Origin of the sequence: Streptomyces sp. 5-10 (assembly GCF_014712245.1) — a bacterium.
Classification (GTDB): domain Bacteria; phylum Actinomycetota; class Actinomycetes; order Streptomycetales; family Streptomycetaceae; genus Streptomyces; species Streptomyces violaceusniger.
This window is the reverse complement of record NZ_JACVYG010000067.1, coordinates 38,207-53,853: the sequence shown is the minus strand read 5'-3', so window position 1 is coordinate 53,853 and position 15,647 is coordinate 38,207. Positions and strand designations below refer to the sequence as shown.

General features: G+C 71.7%; 13 protein-coding genes and 1 pseudogene. 8 read left to right on the top strand and 6 right to left on the bottom strand.

Annotation, left to right across the window (positions count from 1 at the left end; translation table 11 throughout):
• Nucleotides 1–1,384, bottom strand: a 1,384-nt coding sequence (locus IEJ02_RS42335) for a condensation domain-containing protein (RefSeq protein WP_317986059.1), incomplete at its 3' end; no start/stop codon positions are given.
• A gap of 329 nt (nt 1,385–1,713) precedes the next feature.
• On the opposite strand from IEJ02_RS42335, the gene IEJ02_RS42330 reads away from it, so the two are divergent.
• Nucleotides 1,714–2,916: a cytochrome P450 gene (locus tag IEJ02_RS42330; protein WP_191069637.1), complete on the top strand. Its 1,203-nt coding sequence runs from the start codon at nt 1,714–1,716 to the stop codon at nt 2,914–2,916.
• A 150-nt stretch (nt 2,917–3,066) separates the two neighbouring features.
• Nucleotides 3,067–3,423, top strand: coding sequence for a DUF779 domain-containing protein (locus IEJ02_RS42325; RefSeq protein WP_137980395.1), 357 nt, complete (start codon nt 3,067–3,069; stop codon nt 3,421–3,423).
• A 172-nt stretch (nt 3,424–3,595) separates the two neighbouring features.
• Here the strand turns inward: IEJ02_RS42325 and IEJ02_RS42320 are convergent, their stop codons facing one another.
• Nucleotides 3,596–5,860 carry a putative bifunctional diguanylate cyclase/phosphodiesterase gene (locus IEJ02_RS42320; protein ID WP_223865350.1) on the bottom strand — a complete coding sequence of 755 codons (2,265 nt, stop codon included), beginning with the start codon at nt 5,858–5,860 and terminating at the stop codon, nt 3,596–3,598.
• An 829-nt stretch (nt 5,861–6,689) separates the two neighbouring features.
• Here IEJ02_RS42320 and IEJ02_RS42315 point away from each other — a divergent pair.
• Both IEJ02_RS42315 and IEJ02_RS42310 read left to right on the top strand, forming a co-directional pair.
• The gene (locus tag IEJ02_RS42315) at nt 6,690–6,929 is read left to right on the top strand and encodes a hypothetical protein (RefSeq protein ID WP_191069636.1); all 240 of its coding nucleotides are present in this window, start codon (nt 6,690–6,692) and stop codon (nt 6,927–6,929) included.
• Nucleotides 6,930–6,992: 63 nt separating this feature from the next.
• Nucleotides 6,993–7,625 carry an HhH-GDP family DNA glycosylase gene (locus IEJ02_RS42310; RefSeq protein WP_191069635.1) on the top strand — a complete coding sequence of 211 codons (633 nt, stop codon included), beginning with the start codon at nt 6,993–6,995 and terminating at the stop codon, nt 7,623–7,625.
• Between the two features lie 21 nt (nt 7,626–7,646).
• Here the strand turns inward: IEJ02_RS42310 and IEJ02_RS42305 are convergent, their stop codons facing one another.
• The 3 genes and pseudogenes from IEJ02_RS42305 to IEJ02_RS42295 form a co-directional block, all read right to left on the bottom strand.
• The gene (locus IEJ02_RS42305) at nt 7,647–8,156 is read right to left on the bottom strand and encodes a hypothetical protein (RefSeq protein WP_191069634.1); all 510 of its coding nucleotides are present in this window, start codon (nt 8,154–8,156) and stop codon (nt 7,647–7,649) included.
• A pseudogene (locus tag IEJ02_RS42300) lies at nt 8,153–9,639 on the bottom strand (ATP-binding protein). Before IEJ02_RS42300 ends, IEJ02_RS42305 begins: the two are co-directional and overlap by 4 nt.
• A complete protein-coding gene (locus IEJ02_RS42295; protein WP_182469628.1) occupies nt 9,636–10,322 on the bottom strand; it encodes a response regulator in 687 nt (228 codons plus the stop codon). Before IEJ02_RS42295 ends, IEJ02_RS42300 begins: the two are co-directional and overlap by 4 nt.
• A gap of 133 nt (nt 10,323–10,455) precedes the next feature.
• Between IEJ02_RS42295 and IEJ02_RS42290 the strand changes: the two genes are divergently transcribed.
• Genes IEJ02_RS42290 through IEJ02_RS42275 form a run of 4 tightly spaced genes read left to right on the top strand, consistent with a single transcriptional unit; the run spans nt 10,456 to nt 14,160 of the window.
• Nucleotides 10,456–11,148 (top strand): hypothetical protein, encoded by a 693-nt coding sequence (locus IEJ02_RS42290; protein ID WP_223865349.1) that lies wholly within the window; start codon nt 10,456–10,458, stop codon nt 11,146–11,148.
• Complete coding sequence (locus IEJ02_RS42285) at nt 11,145–12,227, top strand: efflux RND transporter periplasmic adaptor subunit (protein ID WP_191069633.1); 1,083 nt, start codon at nt 11,145–11,147, stop codon at nt 12,225–12,227. Before IEJ02_RS42290 ends, IEJ02_RS42285 begins: the two co-directional genes overlap by 4 nt.
• A complete protein-coding gene (locus tag IEJ02_RS42280; RefSeq protein ID WP_191069641.1) occupies nt 12,227–12,934 on the top strand; it encodes an ABC transporter ATP-binding protein in 708 nt (235 codons plus the stop codon). Before IEJ02_RS42285 ends, IEJ02_RS42280 begins: the two co-directional genes overlap by 1 nt.
• Nucleotides 12,931–14,160, top strand: coding sequence for an ABC transporter permease (locus IEJ02_RS42275; protein WP_191069632.1), 1,230 nt, complete (start codon nt 12,931–12,933; stop codon nt 14,158–14,160). Before IEJ02_RS42280 ends, IEJ02_RS42275 begins: the two co-directional genes overlap by 4 nt.
• 14 nt (nt 14,161–14,174) lie before the next feature.
• On the opposite strand, the gene IEJ02_RS42270 is transcribed toward IEJ02_RS42275, so the two are convergent.
• A complete protein-coding gene (locus IEJ02_RS42270) occupies nt 14,175–15,590 on the bottom strand; it encodes a C39 family peptidase (protein ID WP_191069631.1) in 1,416 nt (471 codons plus the stop codon).
• Nucleotides 15,591–15,647: the final 57 nt, after the last annotated feature.

The following is a 15,647-nucleotide window of genomic DNA, read 5'->3' as shown; positions in this document are numbered from 1 at the left end:
CCACCCGCTCACCCAACACCCCCGGCACCGTCCCCGACCCCACCGCCCCAACCCCACCACTCCCCCACCCCAACAACACCCCACGCTCCACCACCGACACCAACTCCACCCCACCCACACACCCACCCGCATCCACCACCACCGCCTCCAACAAGGCGAAGAGGCGCCGCTGATGGTCGGCCAGATCCTGGGGGCTGTAGAGGTCGGCGTTGCCGTTCAGGTCGATGCGGATACCGCCGTCGGGCTGTTCGTAGGCCATGACCGACACATCGGGGATCGGGCCGTTGGCCAGGTTGTGGTGGGTGGCCCGGCACTCGCCGAACTCCAGGTCCCAGTCGAACGACATGACGTTGACCTCGGGCCCCACGAGGGCCGGAACGCCCCCGGTGAGACGGAGGTCGCGGGCCAGGTCCTCACCCCGGTAGCGCTGGTGCGACAGGGCCATGCGGACTTCCCGGGAAAGGCGTCGCAGGACATCGGCCCAGGTCGTCGCGGCGCTCAATTCCACGCGCAGTGGAAGTATGTTGGCCAGGGTTCCGGGAGTACGGCGGGAAATCGGGTCCTTTCGCGCCGAAACAGCGAAGCCGAGCGTGATGTCCTCCGCCCCGGTCAAGCGGTGCAGGTAAACCGCGACAACAGCGGTCAGCACCACCGACCAGTGAGTCCGGGCGGCGCGGGCGGCTTCTCTGAGGCGGTCGGCCTCATCAGCTCCGATCGGGGTGGTATGGCGCAGGAAATCGCTGGGTTCGGTGCCTGGAGCGGTGGTGAGACGCGCGGCCTGGGGCGGGGAGGCAAAACGCTCCAGCCAGTACCGGCGGTCACGCTCGAATTCCTCGGATTCCCGGTACTCGGCTTCCTGGCCGAGCAGGGCGGCCAGCGAACAGAATGGGGACTCACCGGCGGGTTCACCCTTTTGAAATGCCGTGTAGAGTTCGGCGACCCGGCGGGCGAAGAGTGTGCTGCCCGCCCCGTCGGTCACGATGTGGTGATATCCCTGGTACCAGACGAACCGATCCGCCGCCGTCTTGATCAAGGCGAAGGAGAACAGCGGACCGCGCGCCAGGTCCATCGGCGTCCTGAGTTCCTCGCGCATCCACCGTTCGGCGGCGGCCCGGGGATCGGGGCCGCCGCTCAGGTCGAGGGTCCGCAGCGCCCAGTCGCCGGGCGGGCCGAGCACCTGATGGGGCACGCCGTCGAGGTCGACGTCAATGTCGTCGACGTCGTCGAGGTCGTCGACGTCCAGGAAGCGCGCGTGCAGCGTATCGGCCTCGGCGACGGCCCGGCGCAGCGCCGATTCGAAAAGGGCGGGGTTGAGGGGCCCACGGATCTCGACATACTGGCCTACTTGGAATTGCAGGCCATCCGGATTGATGCGCTGCGCCACCCAGATCTCCCGCTGGGCAGCGGATAGCGGGTAGCGAGAACCCTGAGGAAGATAGCGAGACCCTTGCGGATAGCGAGACCCATTCATTCCCCCGTCTTGCACGAGCACCACCCATTGCCTAATATCGGGTCACTTCCCGGGCAGCAGCACCGAATTAATTTCGAAATACTCATGTCATTTTGCATCGGGAGTCTAACCCCGCCCCTATATCGCGACAAGAGCCGTGGGCAGACTTAGGAGGCCGTATGGCACCATCCTGCCACTCAGATATTTCCCTTCCCGCGAACAAGGTCACGAAGACTCGTGATCCGGACATAGAGGAAGATACGATGACGGACGCTCTTCCGATTCCCACCGGCGTGCCCACCACGCGTCGGTGTCCGTTCGACCTGCCCACCGAACTCCTGCGGCTCAGCGAACAGGGCCCGTTGAGCCGTATGCACTATTCCGATGGCCATCTGGGATGGCTGGTCACCGGATATTCGGCCGCTCGGCTGGTGCTCGGCGACAGCCGATTCAGCAACCGGGCCGACCTGGCCCGCATGCCGGTGGCGATTTCCTCCGAGGCCGAGCGGTCGCGGCGTGCGGTGCCGCCCGGTGTCTTCCACCGCATGGACCCGCCCGAGCACACGCGCTACCGGCGGCTGCTCACCCGCCACTTCACCGTGCGCCGCATGGACCGGTTGGTCCCGAGGATCGAGCAGCTGGCCGACGGGCGGCTGGCGGAGATGGAGCGGAAGGGGCCGCCGGCCGACCTCGTGGCCGACTTCGCCATGCCGCTGTCACTCGACCTCCTCACGGAGTTGCTGGGCGTGCCGAACGAGGCCCGTGAGCGGTTCCGGAAGGATTCGGCGGCGCTGTTCGAACTCGACTCCGGCGCCGAGGAGATCACCCGCGCCACCCAGGCCATCCACGAGCGGTTCCGTGAGCTGATCGGACAGAAGAAGACCGGGACGGCGGAGGACCTTCTGGGGCATCTGGCCGCCGAGCCCGGTCTGCCGGAGGACGAGGCCGCGACGATCGGCATGGTCATCCTCACCGCCGGCTTCGAGTCGACCGGCAACACCCTGGCCCTCGGCGCCCTCGCGCTGATGCGGAACCCCGAGCAGCTGGACGCGCTGCGGGCCGACCCGGCCGTGATGGACTCCGCCGTGGAGGAGTTGTTGCGGTATGTCACCGTCACCCACTTCGGGCCCATCCGCACCGCCCTGGAGGATGTCCAGGTCGGCGACGACCTGATCAGGGCCGGGGACTCGGTCACCCTCGCGCTGCCCGCGGTCAACCGCGATCCGGAGCACTTCGCGGCGCCCGACACCCTGGACGTCACCCGCTCGTCGGCCCACCACGCCGCGTTCGGATACGGCATCCACCAGTGCCTGGGGCAGCAGCTGGCCCGCTCGCTGATGCGCTGCTCGTACGCCAGGCTCTTCGACCGGTTCCCCGCCCTGCGGCCGGCCGTTCCGTTCGACGACATCCACGTCCGTACGGACAAGAACACCTATGGGCTGCGCGAGCTGCCGGTGACATGGTGAGGGCAGCGTCGTGACGGGGAACGTGGTGAGGGCAGCGTCGTGACGGGGAACGTGGTGAGGGCAACGTTCTCGCAACGTGGCGGAGGGTTCGCTGGGCCGGACCCCTGACCGCGCCGTGAGCATGACCAGCATGACGGAGAGGGATCGCCCATGGACCGTATCGCGCTGACACCGGCCGCGGCCGAGCTGATCCGCAAGCTGCGGGCCGAGCACGGGCCGCTGATGTTCCACCAGTCGGGCGGCTGCTGCGACGGCAGCGCGCCGATGTGCTATCCGCTCGGCGAGTTCCGTACGGGTGGGTCGGATGTGCTGCTCGGGGAGCTGGAGGTGGACGGGGTCGAGGAGCCGGTGGGCTTCTGGATGTCGGCCTCGCAGTTCGAGCTGTGGGCACATACGCATCTCACGGTGGACGTGGTGCCGGGCCGCGGCAGCGGCTTCTCCCTGGAGGCACCGGAGGGTGTGCGCTTCCTGATCCGCTCACGGCTGCTGGACGACACGGCGAGCTGAGCGCGGCGAACAACTCAGCGCGGCACGCCGCCGGATGGGCACGAGGGGGTGAGCACCACCTTCTCGCGCCCTCTCACCCTCTGGCCCCCGCACCCTCGCGCCCTCGCGCCCTCGCGCCCTCGCGCCCTCAGCGTGAGTGCCGCCTTGCCGTGCCTCAGCTCGCGGCCGTGCCTCAGCTCGCGTCGGCCAGTGCCAGCGTGTGCAGCCGCTCCGGCGGGCCCGGCCGTGCGTAGTACCAGCCCTGGGCGGTGTCGCAACCCAGCCCCCGCAGATGCTCGGCCTGTACGGCCGTCTCCACGCCCTCGACCGTCACCGCGAGGTCCAGCGTGTGGGCGAGCGAGACGATCCCCTCGACGATCTTGACGTCGACCGGATCGGCCGGGGCCCGCTGCATGCCCCGGGTGAAGGAACGGTCCAGCTTGAGCTGGGAGACCGGGAGCCGGCGCAGATACGACAGGTTGGAGTAGCCGGTGCCGAAGTCGTCCAGGGCGATGTCCACGCCGAGGTCGGCGAGTTGCCGCAGCGGCCGCAGGGCGGTCTCGTCGGCGCCGATGAGGTCGTTCTCGGTGACCTCCAGGCACAGTGCGCTGGGGCACAGCCCGGCGTTCTCCAGGACCGCCACCGTGTCGGAGACCAGCGTGGGATGGCTCAGCTGGCAGGGCGAGAGGTTGACGTTGACGCGCAGCGACGCGTCGTCCTCGGCGGCGTCGCGCCACTCGCGCGCCTGCCGGGCGGCCTGCTCCAGCACCCAGCGGCCGAGCGGGACGATCAGCCCGGTGTCCTCGGCGAGCGGGATGAACTGGTCGGGGCCGAGCACTCCGTGCACCGGGTGCAGCCAGCGTACGAGCGCCTCGGCGCCGCGCACGGTGCCGTCGGTGAGCCGTACCAGCGGCTGGTACTCGATGAAGAACTCGCCCTTCTCCAGGGCGGAGGGCAGCCCGTTGGTGAGGCTGTGACGGGCGATCACCCGGGCGTTGGAGTCGGCGTCGGCGATCTCGAAGCGATTGCCGCCCGCGGCCTTGGCCCGGTACATGGTGATGTCGGCGCTGCGCAGCACCTCGGCCCGGCCGATCTCCCCGGCCAGGCCGTCGACCACGCCGATGCTGGCCCGTACCCGCAGCTCACGGCCCTCGATCCGGACGGGTTCGGCGAGCGCGGCGAGCATCCGGCGGGCCAGTCCGGCGCCGTCGGCCTGCGCCGCGGGGCCGGTGACCAGGGCCAGGAACTCATCGCCGCCGACCCGGGCGAGCAGCTCGGCGGGAGCCTTCACACAGCGCTGGAGGCGTTCGGCGACGGCCTTGAGCATCCGGTCGCCGACGGCGTGCCCGAGGCTGTCGTTGACGGCCTTGAAGCCGTCCAGGTCCAGGTAGCACACGCCGAACCGCTCGGCGTCGGCGTCGGCGGCCAGCACCTGGTCCAGCCGCTCCAGGAACAGGGTGCGGTTGGGCAGTCCGGTCAGCTCGTCGTGGGTGGCCTCGTAGCGCAGCCGCTCCCGCAGCAGCCGGTGCTCGGTGATGTCCTCGGCGAGGGCGAGCTGGTACTGCGGGGCGCCGCTGGAGTCGCGCAGCAGGGTGACCGTCAGATTGGTCCACAGCTCGCTGCCGTCGTCGCGGTAGTGCGGCTTCTCGATGCGGAAGTGGTCGCGCTCCCCGTTGACCAGCTCGCGGTAGAGCTCATGGGCGCCGGGGACGTCGTCGGGGTGGACGAACTCGGTGACGTTGCGGCCGGGGCGGAAGAAGTCCATCCCGCCGAACATCCGGGCCATGGCGTCGTTGACGACGAGCACCTCGCCGTCGAGCCCGGCGATGCCCACGCCGATGACCGCGCCCTCGAAGACGGCCTGGAACTTGGCCTCACTCGCGTGCAGCGCCTTCTCGGCCTCGGTCCGGGCGGCCATCGCGGCCCGCGAGATCGCCTCTTGCTCATCGCGCTCGCGCTCGCGCAGCTCCCGGACGAATCCGGCGGCGAGGGCGTGCTGGAGCCGCACACAGCGGGCGCGCGCCTCCTCGTCGGCCAGGGGCTCGTGGGAGGGCTCGCGGGAGGACCCGTCGGACGGGACTGGGAACGATTCACCGGATGGTACGGAGAAGGGCAGTCCGAGCGACGAGCAGGACACCAGATGCGCGTCGATGACGCCCAGGATGGCGGGCAGCGCGTCGGGCTCGGTGCACTGGGCGTCCACCAGCGCGGCCCCGACCTCGTACGCGGCCTCGGTGTCGAAGGGGGAGGAGCGCAGGGCGGCGCTCAACCGGTGGGCCAGCGGCAGCAGATAGCCCTCGAACTCCTCGGGGGTCATCGTGGTGGCGGCCAGCGGATGAACGGCCCGGCACCAGATGCCCGCGAATCGCCTCAGCGGATCGCTCTCCCTGGGGGCGGGGTGCCCGGCGGCGTCCCCGGCGCCGCGGTCACATCTCGGCCCACCCGATTCGGAGGTCATATCGTGCGCTCCCCGGGGCAACCGCCATGGGCTGTGTCCCTGTAGCCTGCCGCGTCCTCGCCTGCGGCGTCGATGCCCTCCGGCCGCCAGTCCACGTCCTGCACTTCCTTCGCCCTCTTCCGGCTTCCGGGGCCGCCCTCGGGTCGTCCGCGTCCTCGGGGAAGTGGAGCACGACGAAGAGCGGCACGGCAACCCGCTGCTGAGGCGAGATTACTGATCAACCGTTCGATGAGGAAAGGAAAAACGGAAAAGTTCAATCCGGATCTGATCATGGAGGCGGGCGCCGCCGGGGGCTGCCGAGCACCTGTCAGAGGCATCTGCCAGGGGCCCGAACCCCGCGCTGACCTCGGCCCTCCAGTGGACGGGCCTTTGAAAGCGCCTCGGCGAACTCCCTTCAGGAGACCCGTTCTGGCGGTGCGCCAACCCCGCGCCTGAGCAGTCGAATGAGGAAATTCATCACGTCCGCCGCGCCGGGGCCACACCGGGACCTTCCCGGCCGAGGCAGGGGCACTCCCGGCCCGTACGCCCGCCCCTCCCCCTCGCGGATCGAAATCCGTGCCGCCTTTTAACCCCATGCGATGAATTGCCGTGAATAGGGGTACTCGCCCGATAGATATCTACAAGGAGGTACATCTCCTCACGGAGGCGTCTCCCCAAGGAGGCACGACGACGCACAGGACATGGAGGAACGCACGGAGTGACCCCATGACCCCACCAGGTGTCGCCCGGGATCAGCTGCTGCGCCGGGCGATGGCCCAGGTCAGCGCGGTCGGCACCGGCCGCGCCGAGGCCGGACGGTCAGCGGGCCGCCGAGGTCCTGGACGCGCGGGTGAGGGAGCTGGCCGGGCGGGACGGGCCCCGGTCCGGCTTCCCCCGGCGGGCCAGGGGCTGGGGCTGGGCCTTCGGGCGGCGCGAGCGGGGCTCCCTACGCGGGCCCCATGCGCCGCACGGGCCGCATGCGCGGGATGACCGGCACGAGTCGCCTGCGCCCGACGGTCTGCACGGCGCCCTCGTGGTGAGCTACCGCGCCCGGCCCGGCGAGGACGAACGGCTGCGCGGCCCCGAGTGAGCGGGGCGCCGCCGGGCACCCGTGACCGAGGCAACGGCACCACACCACGAGGCGGGATGGGCAATGAGCGACAAGAACAAGCGTGTGGCGCGCACCCTGCTCGACCAGCAGGGGACGACCTTCGCCGCCGAGGCCGGGATCAAGCTCCGCAACACCCCCGGCCCCCTCTACCAGCTGCTGGTGCTCGCACATCTGCTGTCCGCGCGGATCAGTTCCGACATCGCCGTCGCCGCCGCGCGCGCCCTCTTCGACGCCGGGATGCGCGACCCGCGGCGGATGGCGGAGGCCACCTGGCAGCAGCGGGTCGACGCGCTGGGAGAAGGTGGCTACCGGCGTTACGACGAGCGGACCGCCAGCCAACTGGGCGAGGCGGCCGAGCTGGTGAACCGGGAGTACGGGGGCGATCTGCGGCGGATGCGCGAGGCGGGGGACGTGAAGAAGCTGCTTCAGGGCGTCAAGGGCATCGGACCGGCCGGGGTGAACATCTTCCTGCGCGAGGTGCAGGGCGTCTGGCCCGAGTTCGCCCCGTACTTCGACAGCAAGGCGCTGGACGGCGCCGAGCGCGTCGGGCTGCCGAAGAGCGCGCGGTCGCTGGAGGGACTGGTGGCCGAGAAGGACCTTCCCCGGCTGGCCGCCGCCCTGGTCCGGGTCGCGCTCCACGCGGACGCCGCGCGCGAGGTGCGTGCGGCGGCGTAGCGCGGTCGGGCGACAACACGTTCACGTGAGGAACTGCGAGCACTGGTACGGGCCGTACGCCCGCTCGCCGTCGTCCAGGGAGACCCGGACGTCGTCCGGCCGGATGGACTCGTCCCGGTGCAGGAAGGATTGGGCACGGGCGAGGGTGCACACCAGCTGGCCGTTGGGCAGCCGGTCGCTCGGGCTGTCGAAGGAGGCGCCGGGCGAGTGCAGGGTGATCCGGTGGCCCGTGCCGCTGGTCCAGTACGACCCGAGCCGGACGAGGTTGACGAGGCCGCGCTCCGCGACCCAGGCCGGCATGTCCGACAGCAGCTTGAGGGCACCGACGGGTTCCTCGATGGAGGCGTCGGGGCGGGTGACGCCCTGGAGCGCGGAGCCGCGGACGTAGTAGATCCGCAGATCCTTGGTGAGCCCCTTCGCGGGCTCGCCGCCGTCCACCACCCCGGTGGGCCGCACCCCGCAGCCGGCCGCCGCCAGGGCGAGGAGCACGGCCACCGCCGCCGTACGCGGGCGGTTCGTCCCCCCTCTCATCGCGCCCCTCCGTCCGTCGCCACTGCCTGTGTGCCAGAGCCCTGCCCGGCGCGCTGCCGCGGGTGGCGGGGCAGCCGCAGGGTGAACACGGCGCCGCCGCCCTCCTCGGCCGGCCGGTTGGCCGCCTCGATCGTGCCGCCGTGCAGCCGTGCGTTCTCCAGCGCGATGGCCGTGCCGAGGCCGCTGCCCTCCGAGCGGGCCCGGGCGCTGTCCGCCTTGTAGAAGCGGTCGAAGACCCGGGCGAGGGCGTCGGGCGGCAGCCCCGGCCCCCGGTCGGTGACCTCCACCGCCACCCGGTCCGCGTCGGCGGACAGCGTCACCGTCACCGGCCGCTCACCGTGGCGGAGCGCGTTGCCCACGAGGTTGGCCACGGCCACGTCCACCCGCCGCCGGTCCACCACCGCCCGTATCCCCTCCGGGAGCCGCGCCGTCACCTGACCGGTCCAGCCGCGCAGCTCCAGCGTGCCGTGGACGATCCGCGCGAGATCGGTCTCCGCCGCGTCGAGCCGGGCCGCGCCCGAGTCGAAGCGGGACATCTCCATCAGGTCCTCCACCAGCCGGGCCAGCCGCGCGGTCTCGTCGCTGACGGTACGGGCGGCGCGGGCGGCGTCCGCGGGCAGCCGCGCCGCGTCCTCGTCCAGCACGGTCGTCACCATCGTCATGGCGGTCAGCGGGGTGCGCAGCTCGTGCGAGACATCGGCGACGAACCGCCGGGCCCTGGCCTCCTGGTCGCGCAGATCGGTCACCGAGCGCTGGAGCGCGTCGGCCGTGGTGTTGAAGTCCGCGGCGAGCCGGGCGAGTTCATCACGGCCCCTGACCTCTACCCGCGAGTCGAGGTCGCCCTCGGCCAGCCGCCGGGTGGCGCGTCCCAGTTCGCGCACCGGCCGCAGCACGGTTCCGGCGGCGAGCAGGGCGAGCACCGCGGCGAGGCCGAGCACCGGGAGCAGCCCCCCGCGCACCGAGTCCAGCAGGGCGGCGGTGTGCTCCTCCTCCGCCCGCAGGGACGTGACGGCGAACACCTCGAGCCCGGAGGCCCGGCCGTCCTCGTACGAGACGGGGGTGCCGACCACCAGATACGGCCGGCCCCGGTACGCCACGCGCTGGAAGCGGGTGCGGCCCGATGAGCGGACCGAGGCGCGCAGTTCGGGGGTGATCCGGGTGCGGTCGGCCAGGCCGTCGGAGGACGCGGTGAGGCCCTGATAGCGGGTGACGACGAGCGGGGCGCCGGAGAGGCCGGAGGAGACCGAGTCCGCCAGCGCGGTCAGCGTGCGCATGTCGGGGGCATGTCGAAGTCGGGGGCGGCGCTGTCGACGCGCTCGCGGAGGTCGGTCTGGAAGGCGTCCTGGGTGCGCTGGAGGACGGCGCTGCGGGATTCCCGGTAGGCGAGCGCGGTGGCGGTGACGGTGCTGATCAGCGCGACGAGGACGAAGGCGATGACCAGCCGGGTGCGCAGTCCGCCCAGGCGCGGCCGGAAGCGTTTCACAGCGGACCGAACCGGTAGCCGAAGCCGCGCACGGTCTGGATGTAGCGGGGCCGGGCGGGCACCTCCTCGATCTTCGCGCGCAGCCGTCCGACCGCGGCGTCGACCAGCCGTGAGTCGCCGAGGAAGGAGTGGTCCCACACCGAGGCGAGCAGCTGCTCCCGGCTGAAGACCCGGCCCGGCGAGGCGGACAGCTCCAGCAGCAGCCGCAGTTCGGTGGGCGGCAGCGGGACGGGGGTGCCGTCGCGGCTGACGGTGAGCCCCGCCCGGTCGATGACCAGCCCGGCGTAGACCTCGCCGGGCCGCCGGGGCACGGGGTCGGCGCGCCGCAGCGCCGCCTTGATCCGTGCCTCGAGGACGGGTGCGGTGACGGGCTTGACCACATAGTCATCGGCCCCGGCCTCCAGACCGCCGACGATGTCCGGATCGTCGCCGCGCGCGGTCAGCATGATCACGGGCATGGTGGAGCGGGCCCGGATCCGGCGGCACACCTCGAAGCCGTCCATACCGGGCAGCATCAGGTCGAGCACCGCGAGTTCGACGGCCGTCCCGGCGGGGGCGTCGAGCAGTGCGAGGGCCTCCTCGCCGGTGGCGGCGACCGACACCTGATGGCCGTGGCGGCGCAGCACGAGCTCCATGCCATCGCGCACGGAGGCGTCGTCCTCGATGAGCAGTACATGCGGCATGCGGCCGATTATGACCCATGAAATCGCCGGAAACCGCTGGTCAGGCCGATGAATCAAAGGCATACGGGCTTTGTTACACATCCATCATATGGTCATGGACGGACCATCATGTGGCCGCCGAAAGGTGGTCGCCATGACACGGCACACCACTTCCCACGCCGCCTTCTCCCGCGCCGCCTGCTCTCGTATCGCCTTCCGGCGCACCCTGGCCGCCCTCACCGCGCTGCCCTTCCTGGCCCTCGCGGTGGGCTGCGGCGGTGACGACGACTCGACCCGGGTGGAGGGGGTCGCCTCCGCGCCGGGCGGGGACACCGGGGGCTCAGGCGGCTCCAGCGACTCCGGCGGCTCCTCCAAGGACACCGGCGGTGGCGGTTCCGCCAAGGGCAAGAGCGCCTTCTACGACGCGCAGATGGACTATGTGCGCTGCATGCGCACCAAGGGCGGGGCCAAGGACTTCCCCGACCCCAAACTCAGCGGCTACCTCGACTGGGACAAGATCAACAAGCTGGAGGATCCCAGCGGCACCGGCGAGGTGACGAAGGGCGGCAAGGACGGGGCCTGTGCCGATGAGCTGCGCAAGGCGATGACGTTCGAGCCCGAGCGGGACGCCCAGAAGGACTACGAGTCGATGCTCGCGCACGCCACGTGCATGCGGGACCACGGCGTCTCGGAGTTCCAGAACCCCACCATGTCCGCGGGCAACGCGGTGCCCGGTGGTGAGCCGGACCCGACGAACCCCCGGATCGACCCCGACTCCTCGGTGTACAAGCAGGCCCGTGAGGCGTGCGAGGGCAAGCTGCTCGACGGTCTGGACGGTATGCAGTGAGGCGTGGCACCGCGTGGATCGCGGGTGGCGCCCTCGTCGCCGCCGCGACCGGGGCCGGGGCCGCCGCCCTGGTCCTCGGCGGCGGGGACGGGGCGGACGCCTCGTCCCGGGACGGCGACCGGCCGCCCGCCACGGCCAAGGTCGTCCGCACCGATCTGGTCCAGAGCAAGACCGTCGACGGACAGCTCGACTACGCCCAGCGGCGCGAGGTGTCCTCCGCCGTCGACGGCACCGTGACGGTGGCGGCCGACGCGGGCCGCACGGTCATCCAGGGGCAGGCGCTGTACGAGCTGAACGACAAGCCCGTCACCCTGCTGTACGGGCAGATCCCGATGTTCCGCGCCATGAAGCCCGGGGACCGCGGCTCCGATGTCCTCCAACTGGAGCGGAATCTGCGTGACTTGGGGTTCGGGGCCGGGCTGTACATCGATCCGCGCTATGACGCGGCCACCAAGGCGGCGGTCAAGAGCTGGCAGAAGTCGCTCAACCGCACCCCCACCGGCACGGTGGGCAAGGGAGACGTGGTCTTCCAGCCCGACCGGGTGAAGGTCGTCTCGGCGGACGCCGCGGCCGCGGACCACGTGGGCCCGGACGCCACGGTGCTCACCGTCGCCTCCACCAAGCCGGTGGTCCGGGCGCAGCTGGATCAGCAGGATGTGTCTCTCACCGCCAAGGGCACCACCGTGAAGGTGACGCTGCCCAGCGGGCGGACCGTACGAGGCGAGGTGTCGGGCACCGTCCGCCCCGAGTCCCCGGATGACGATCCGTCGGCCGCGGCGCGGGACGGCATCACCGTGGAGGTCACCCTGGAGGGCGGCCGTTCCGCGGTGTCCGGGGAGGACGCCAAGGCAACGGTGAACGTGTCGTTTGTCAGCGAGAGCCGCGAGAACGTGCTGGCCGTCCCGGTCGAGGCGGTGGTGGCGCTGCGCGGTGAGCAGGGCGGCTACGGCCTGGAGCTGGTGGCGGGCGACACCACCCGGATGGTGCGGGTGGAGACCGGGATGACGGCCGACGGGCGGATCGAGGTCAGCGGCCCGGGACTGCGCGAGGGCATGACGGTGGGAGTGGCGGAGCAGTGATCGCCACCGCGCCACCGCCCCGCCCGGCGGCCGTGATCGAGCTGGTGGGGGCCACCAAGACCTATCCGGGCGACGTCCACGCCCTGCGCGGGGTGGATCTGACCGTGGTCTCCGGTGAACTCCTGGCGATCGTCGGCCCGTCCGGCTCCGGGAAGTCGTCCATGCTGAACATCATCGGCACCCTGGACCGCCCCACCTCGGGCACGGTCCGGGTGGCCGGCCACGATGTGAACGCGCTCTCCGACGTCCAACTGTCCGCCCTCCGCGCCCGTCACATCGGCTTCGTCTTCCAGCACTTCCACCTCTCCCCCGGCCGGGACGCGGTGGACAACGTGGCGGACGGGCTGCTGTACGCGGGGGTGGGCGCGCGCGAGCGCCGGGCGCTGGCCCGTACGGCGCTGGAGCGGGTGCGCCTGGGCCACCGGCTGGACCACCGGCCGCATGAGCTGTCCGGCGGTGAGAAACAGCGCGTGGCCATCGCCCGGGCACTGGTCGGCGAGCCCCAACTGCTGCTCGCGGACGAGCCGACCGGGGCGCTGGACTCGGCGTCGGGCGAGGTGGTGATGGAGCTGCTGCGGGAGCTGAACGCGGCGGGCACCACGGTGTGCGTCATCACCCATGACCACGAGATCGCGGACGCGCTGCCACGGCGGGTCCGCTTCCGCGACGGCGAGGTCGTCGCCGACTCGAACGAGGTGAGGTCATGACCGGCCGGAAGACCACGGCGGGCACGCCCCCCGTCGGCCGCGGGCTGAAGCCCTCCCGCCTGACCGCCGGTGACATCCTCCGCGTGGGCGCCGTCGGGCTGCGGGCGCGCCGGACCCGGGTGGTGCTGTCCGCCCTCGGCATCGCGATCGGCATCGCCACGATGGTGGCGGTGGTGGGGCTCTCCACCTCCAGCCGGGCCGATCTGATGGCCCGGCTGGACCGGCTGGGCACCAACCTCCTCACCGCGGAGGCCGGTGAGGACGCGCTGGGGAAGGACATCGTGCTGCCCAAGAACGCGGTCGCGATGGTCGAACGCATCGGCCCGGTGCGGCACGCCACGGCGACCGGCGAGGTGGACACCCGCATCCGGCGCAGCGATGTGGTGCCGGAGGAGCGGACGGCCGGGGTCACCACCCAGGCCGCCCGGCCCGATCTGCTGGAGACGCTCGGCGCCGGGGTGGACCGGGGCGTCTGGCTGAACCACGCCAATGAGCGGCTGCCGGTGACCGTCCTGGGGTCGATCGCCGCGAAGCGGCTGGGCGTCACCGAGCCCGGTGAGAAGATCATGGTCAATGACCGCTATGTGGTGGTCGTGGGCATTCTCCGGCCGGTCGAGCTGGTGCCCACGCTGGACCGGGTGGCGATGGTCGGATTCCCGGCCGCCGAGCGGTATTTCGGCTTCAACGGCCACCCGACCACGATCTTCGAGCGCTCCACGGACGCGTCGGTGGCGGACGTGGCGGCGGTGCTGGCCCGCAGCGTCAACCCCGGCCAGGAGGGCACCGTGAAGGTCTCACGGCCGTCGGACGCCCTGGCGGCGAAGGCCACCACCGACGAGGGGCTGACGGCGCTGATGCTCGGGCTCGGGGCCGTGGCGCTCCTGGTGGGCGGGGTCGGCGTGGCCAACACCATGGTGATCTCGGTGCTGGAGCGCCGCCAGGAGATCGGTCTGCGGCGGGCGATCGGGGCCACCCGCAACGCCATCCGGCTGCAATTCCTCACCGAGTCACTGCTGTTGTCGGCCCTCGGCGGGCTGGCGGGGGTGGCGCTGGGCTCGGTGGCCACCTGGGCGTTCGCCTTGGCCCAGGGCTGGACGACGGTCATCCCGCCCTGGGCGCCGGCCGGCGGCTTCGGCGCCACGCTGGGGATCGGCGTGCTCGCGGGGCTCTACCCGGCCATCCGCGCCGCTCGCCTCCACCCCACCGTGGCGCTCAACGCCTCCTGAGCGGGCCGGCCGCCTCAGCGGATGCCGAGTTCCTTCAGCACTCGCCGCTGGGCGGCGGTGGGCTTGGCCGGGAAGTAGAGGTAGCAGACGCCGCCGGTGCCCGAGACCACCTTGCCGTCGGCGTTGTACCGCTTCGTCCGCAGCCAGATATTTTCCCACTGCCGCCGCTTGTAGACGTGGCGGACCGCCTCGTTGCTGGGCGAGGCCGGGTCGTTGGCGATGACGTCGCCGTCCGCCGTGAAGCCGATGACGGTCATCAGATGGCCCGAGGTGCCGTACCCCGCGCCGTCCAGCTCCGTCTTGAGGAAGGACTGCGAGGTGATCAGCGGAATGCCGACCTCGATCAGCTTCTCGGCGTCGGTGAGCGAGCCGAGCCGGGTGACCACGCCCTGCAGATCGCGGTAGGTGGCGGCGTAGGCGGCGTTGAACGGCCAGTTGCCGCAGCCCTCGTACTGGTAGTCGAAGGTGGACCGGGCGGCGTGGCAGACCTGCGGATCGGCGTAGTCCGGGTTGACCCAGGCCAGGTCCTTCGCGGACGGCTTGCGGCCCCAGTACTCGATGATCATCTGCGAGGAGGTGGGGCTGCACCACGCCTCGCCGCCGTTGTCGTACTCCGGGTACTGGCCCTTGTGGATCTCCTGCGAGTAGCGCGGTACGACGAGTTCGTGCCCCTTGGGCAGGCTCGGCGTGGAGGCGGGCACCTCGAACCGGTCGGGGACGTCCGAGCCCATCGCGCCGACCCGCCACACCGTGGGGGTGAGCGCGGTGCCGGGCTTGCGGTGGAGGGTGAGCCGCACCTGGTACTTCGCCAGCCGCAGCCCGCTCGCCGGGTCGTCGATGGAGAAGGTGTCGGTCCACACCGAGCTCTTGTCGTCGCTCTGGCCGTCCACCGAGGTGCGCCGGATGGAGGAGGCGCCGTCGTCGGAGGCCCAGCGGCCCATCACGTACCAGGGGGTCGCGGAGCCGTCGGTGTAGGTGCCCTTGAGCTCGATCTGGATCCAGGTGCCGGCCGGGGTGCGGGCGTTCCAGGAGACGATGGCCTCGGTCGCGGGCACGGAGAGGGTGCGCACCGGGGAGGTCCAGGTGGCGTACTCCCAGGCGGCCTTGGTGCCGGTGTGCGGATCGGTGTAGTCCACGCTGCCCAGCGGGCGGGCGATGACGATGCAGGGGCGGGCGCCGGCCTCGGCGCGGACGCCCTTGGCGGCACCGGCCAGCCAGTCGGCGTGGCTGGTCCAGCCGTGGTACTCGGCGATCCGCTTGGCCTTCGAGCCCGCCGGGGCCGCGGCCCCGGGGGCCTCCGAGGTCCCTGTCGCCGAGGGGCGGGCCGTTCCGGCGGCAGCGGCGGCGGTCGTGGTGACGGCCGCCGCGCCCGCGACGCCGAGGGCGGCGGCGAGCACGGAGCGGCGTGGCGTGGATCCAGATCTGGTCATGCGGGGTTCCCCCAGTCGTCGTCCGGTCCAGTGGGCGGCGGGTGCGCGACAGTCGCA

Coding starts and splice junctions, on each gene's coding strand:
- IEJ02_RS42330 (WP_191069637.1), top strand. CDS start 1,714: ATGACGGACGCTCTTCCGATTCCCACCGGCGTGCCCACCACGCGTCGG.
- IEJ02_RS42325 (WP_137980395.1), top strand. CDS start 3,067: ATGGACCGTATCGCGCTGACACCGGCCGCGGCCGAGCTGATCCGCAAG.
- IEJ02_RS42320 (WP_223865350.1), bottom strand. CDS start 5,860: ATGACCTCCGAATCGGGTGGGCCGAGATGTGACCGCGGCGCCGGGGAC.
- IEJ02_RS42310 (WP_191069635.1), top strand. CDS start 6,993: ATGAGCGACAAGAACAAGCGTGTGGCGCGCACCCTGCTCGACCAGCAG.
- IEJ02_RS42305 (WP_191069634.1), bottom strand. CDS start 8,156: ATGAGAGGGGGGACGAACCGCCCGCGTACGGCGGCGGTGGCCGTGCTC.
- IEJ02_RS42295 (WP_182469628.1), bottom strand. CDS start 10,322: ATGCCGCATGTACTGCTCATCGAGGACGACGCCTCCGTGCGCGATGGC.
- IEJ02_RS42290 (WP_223865349.1), top strand. CDS start 10,456: ATGACACGGCACACCACTTCCCACGCCGCCTTCTCCCGCGCCGCCTGC.
- IEJ02_RS42275 (WP_191069632.1), top strand. CDS start 12,931: ATGACCGGCCGGAAGACCACGGCGGGCACGCCCCCCGTCGGCCGCGGG.
- IEJ02_RS42270 (WP_191069631.1), bottom strand. CDS start 15,590: ATGACCAGATCTGGATCCACGCCACGCCGCTCCGTGCTCGCCGCCGCC.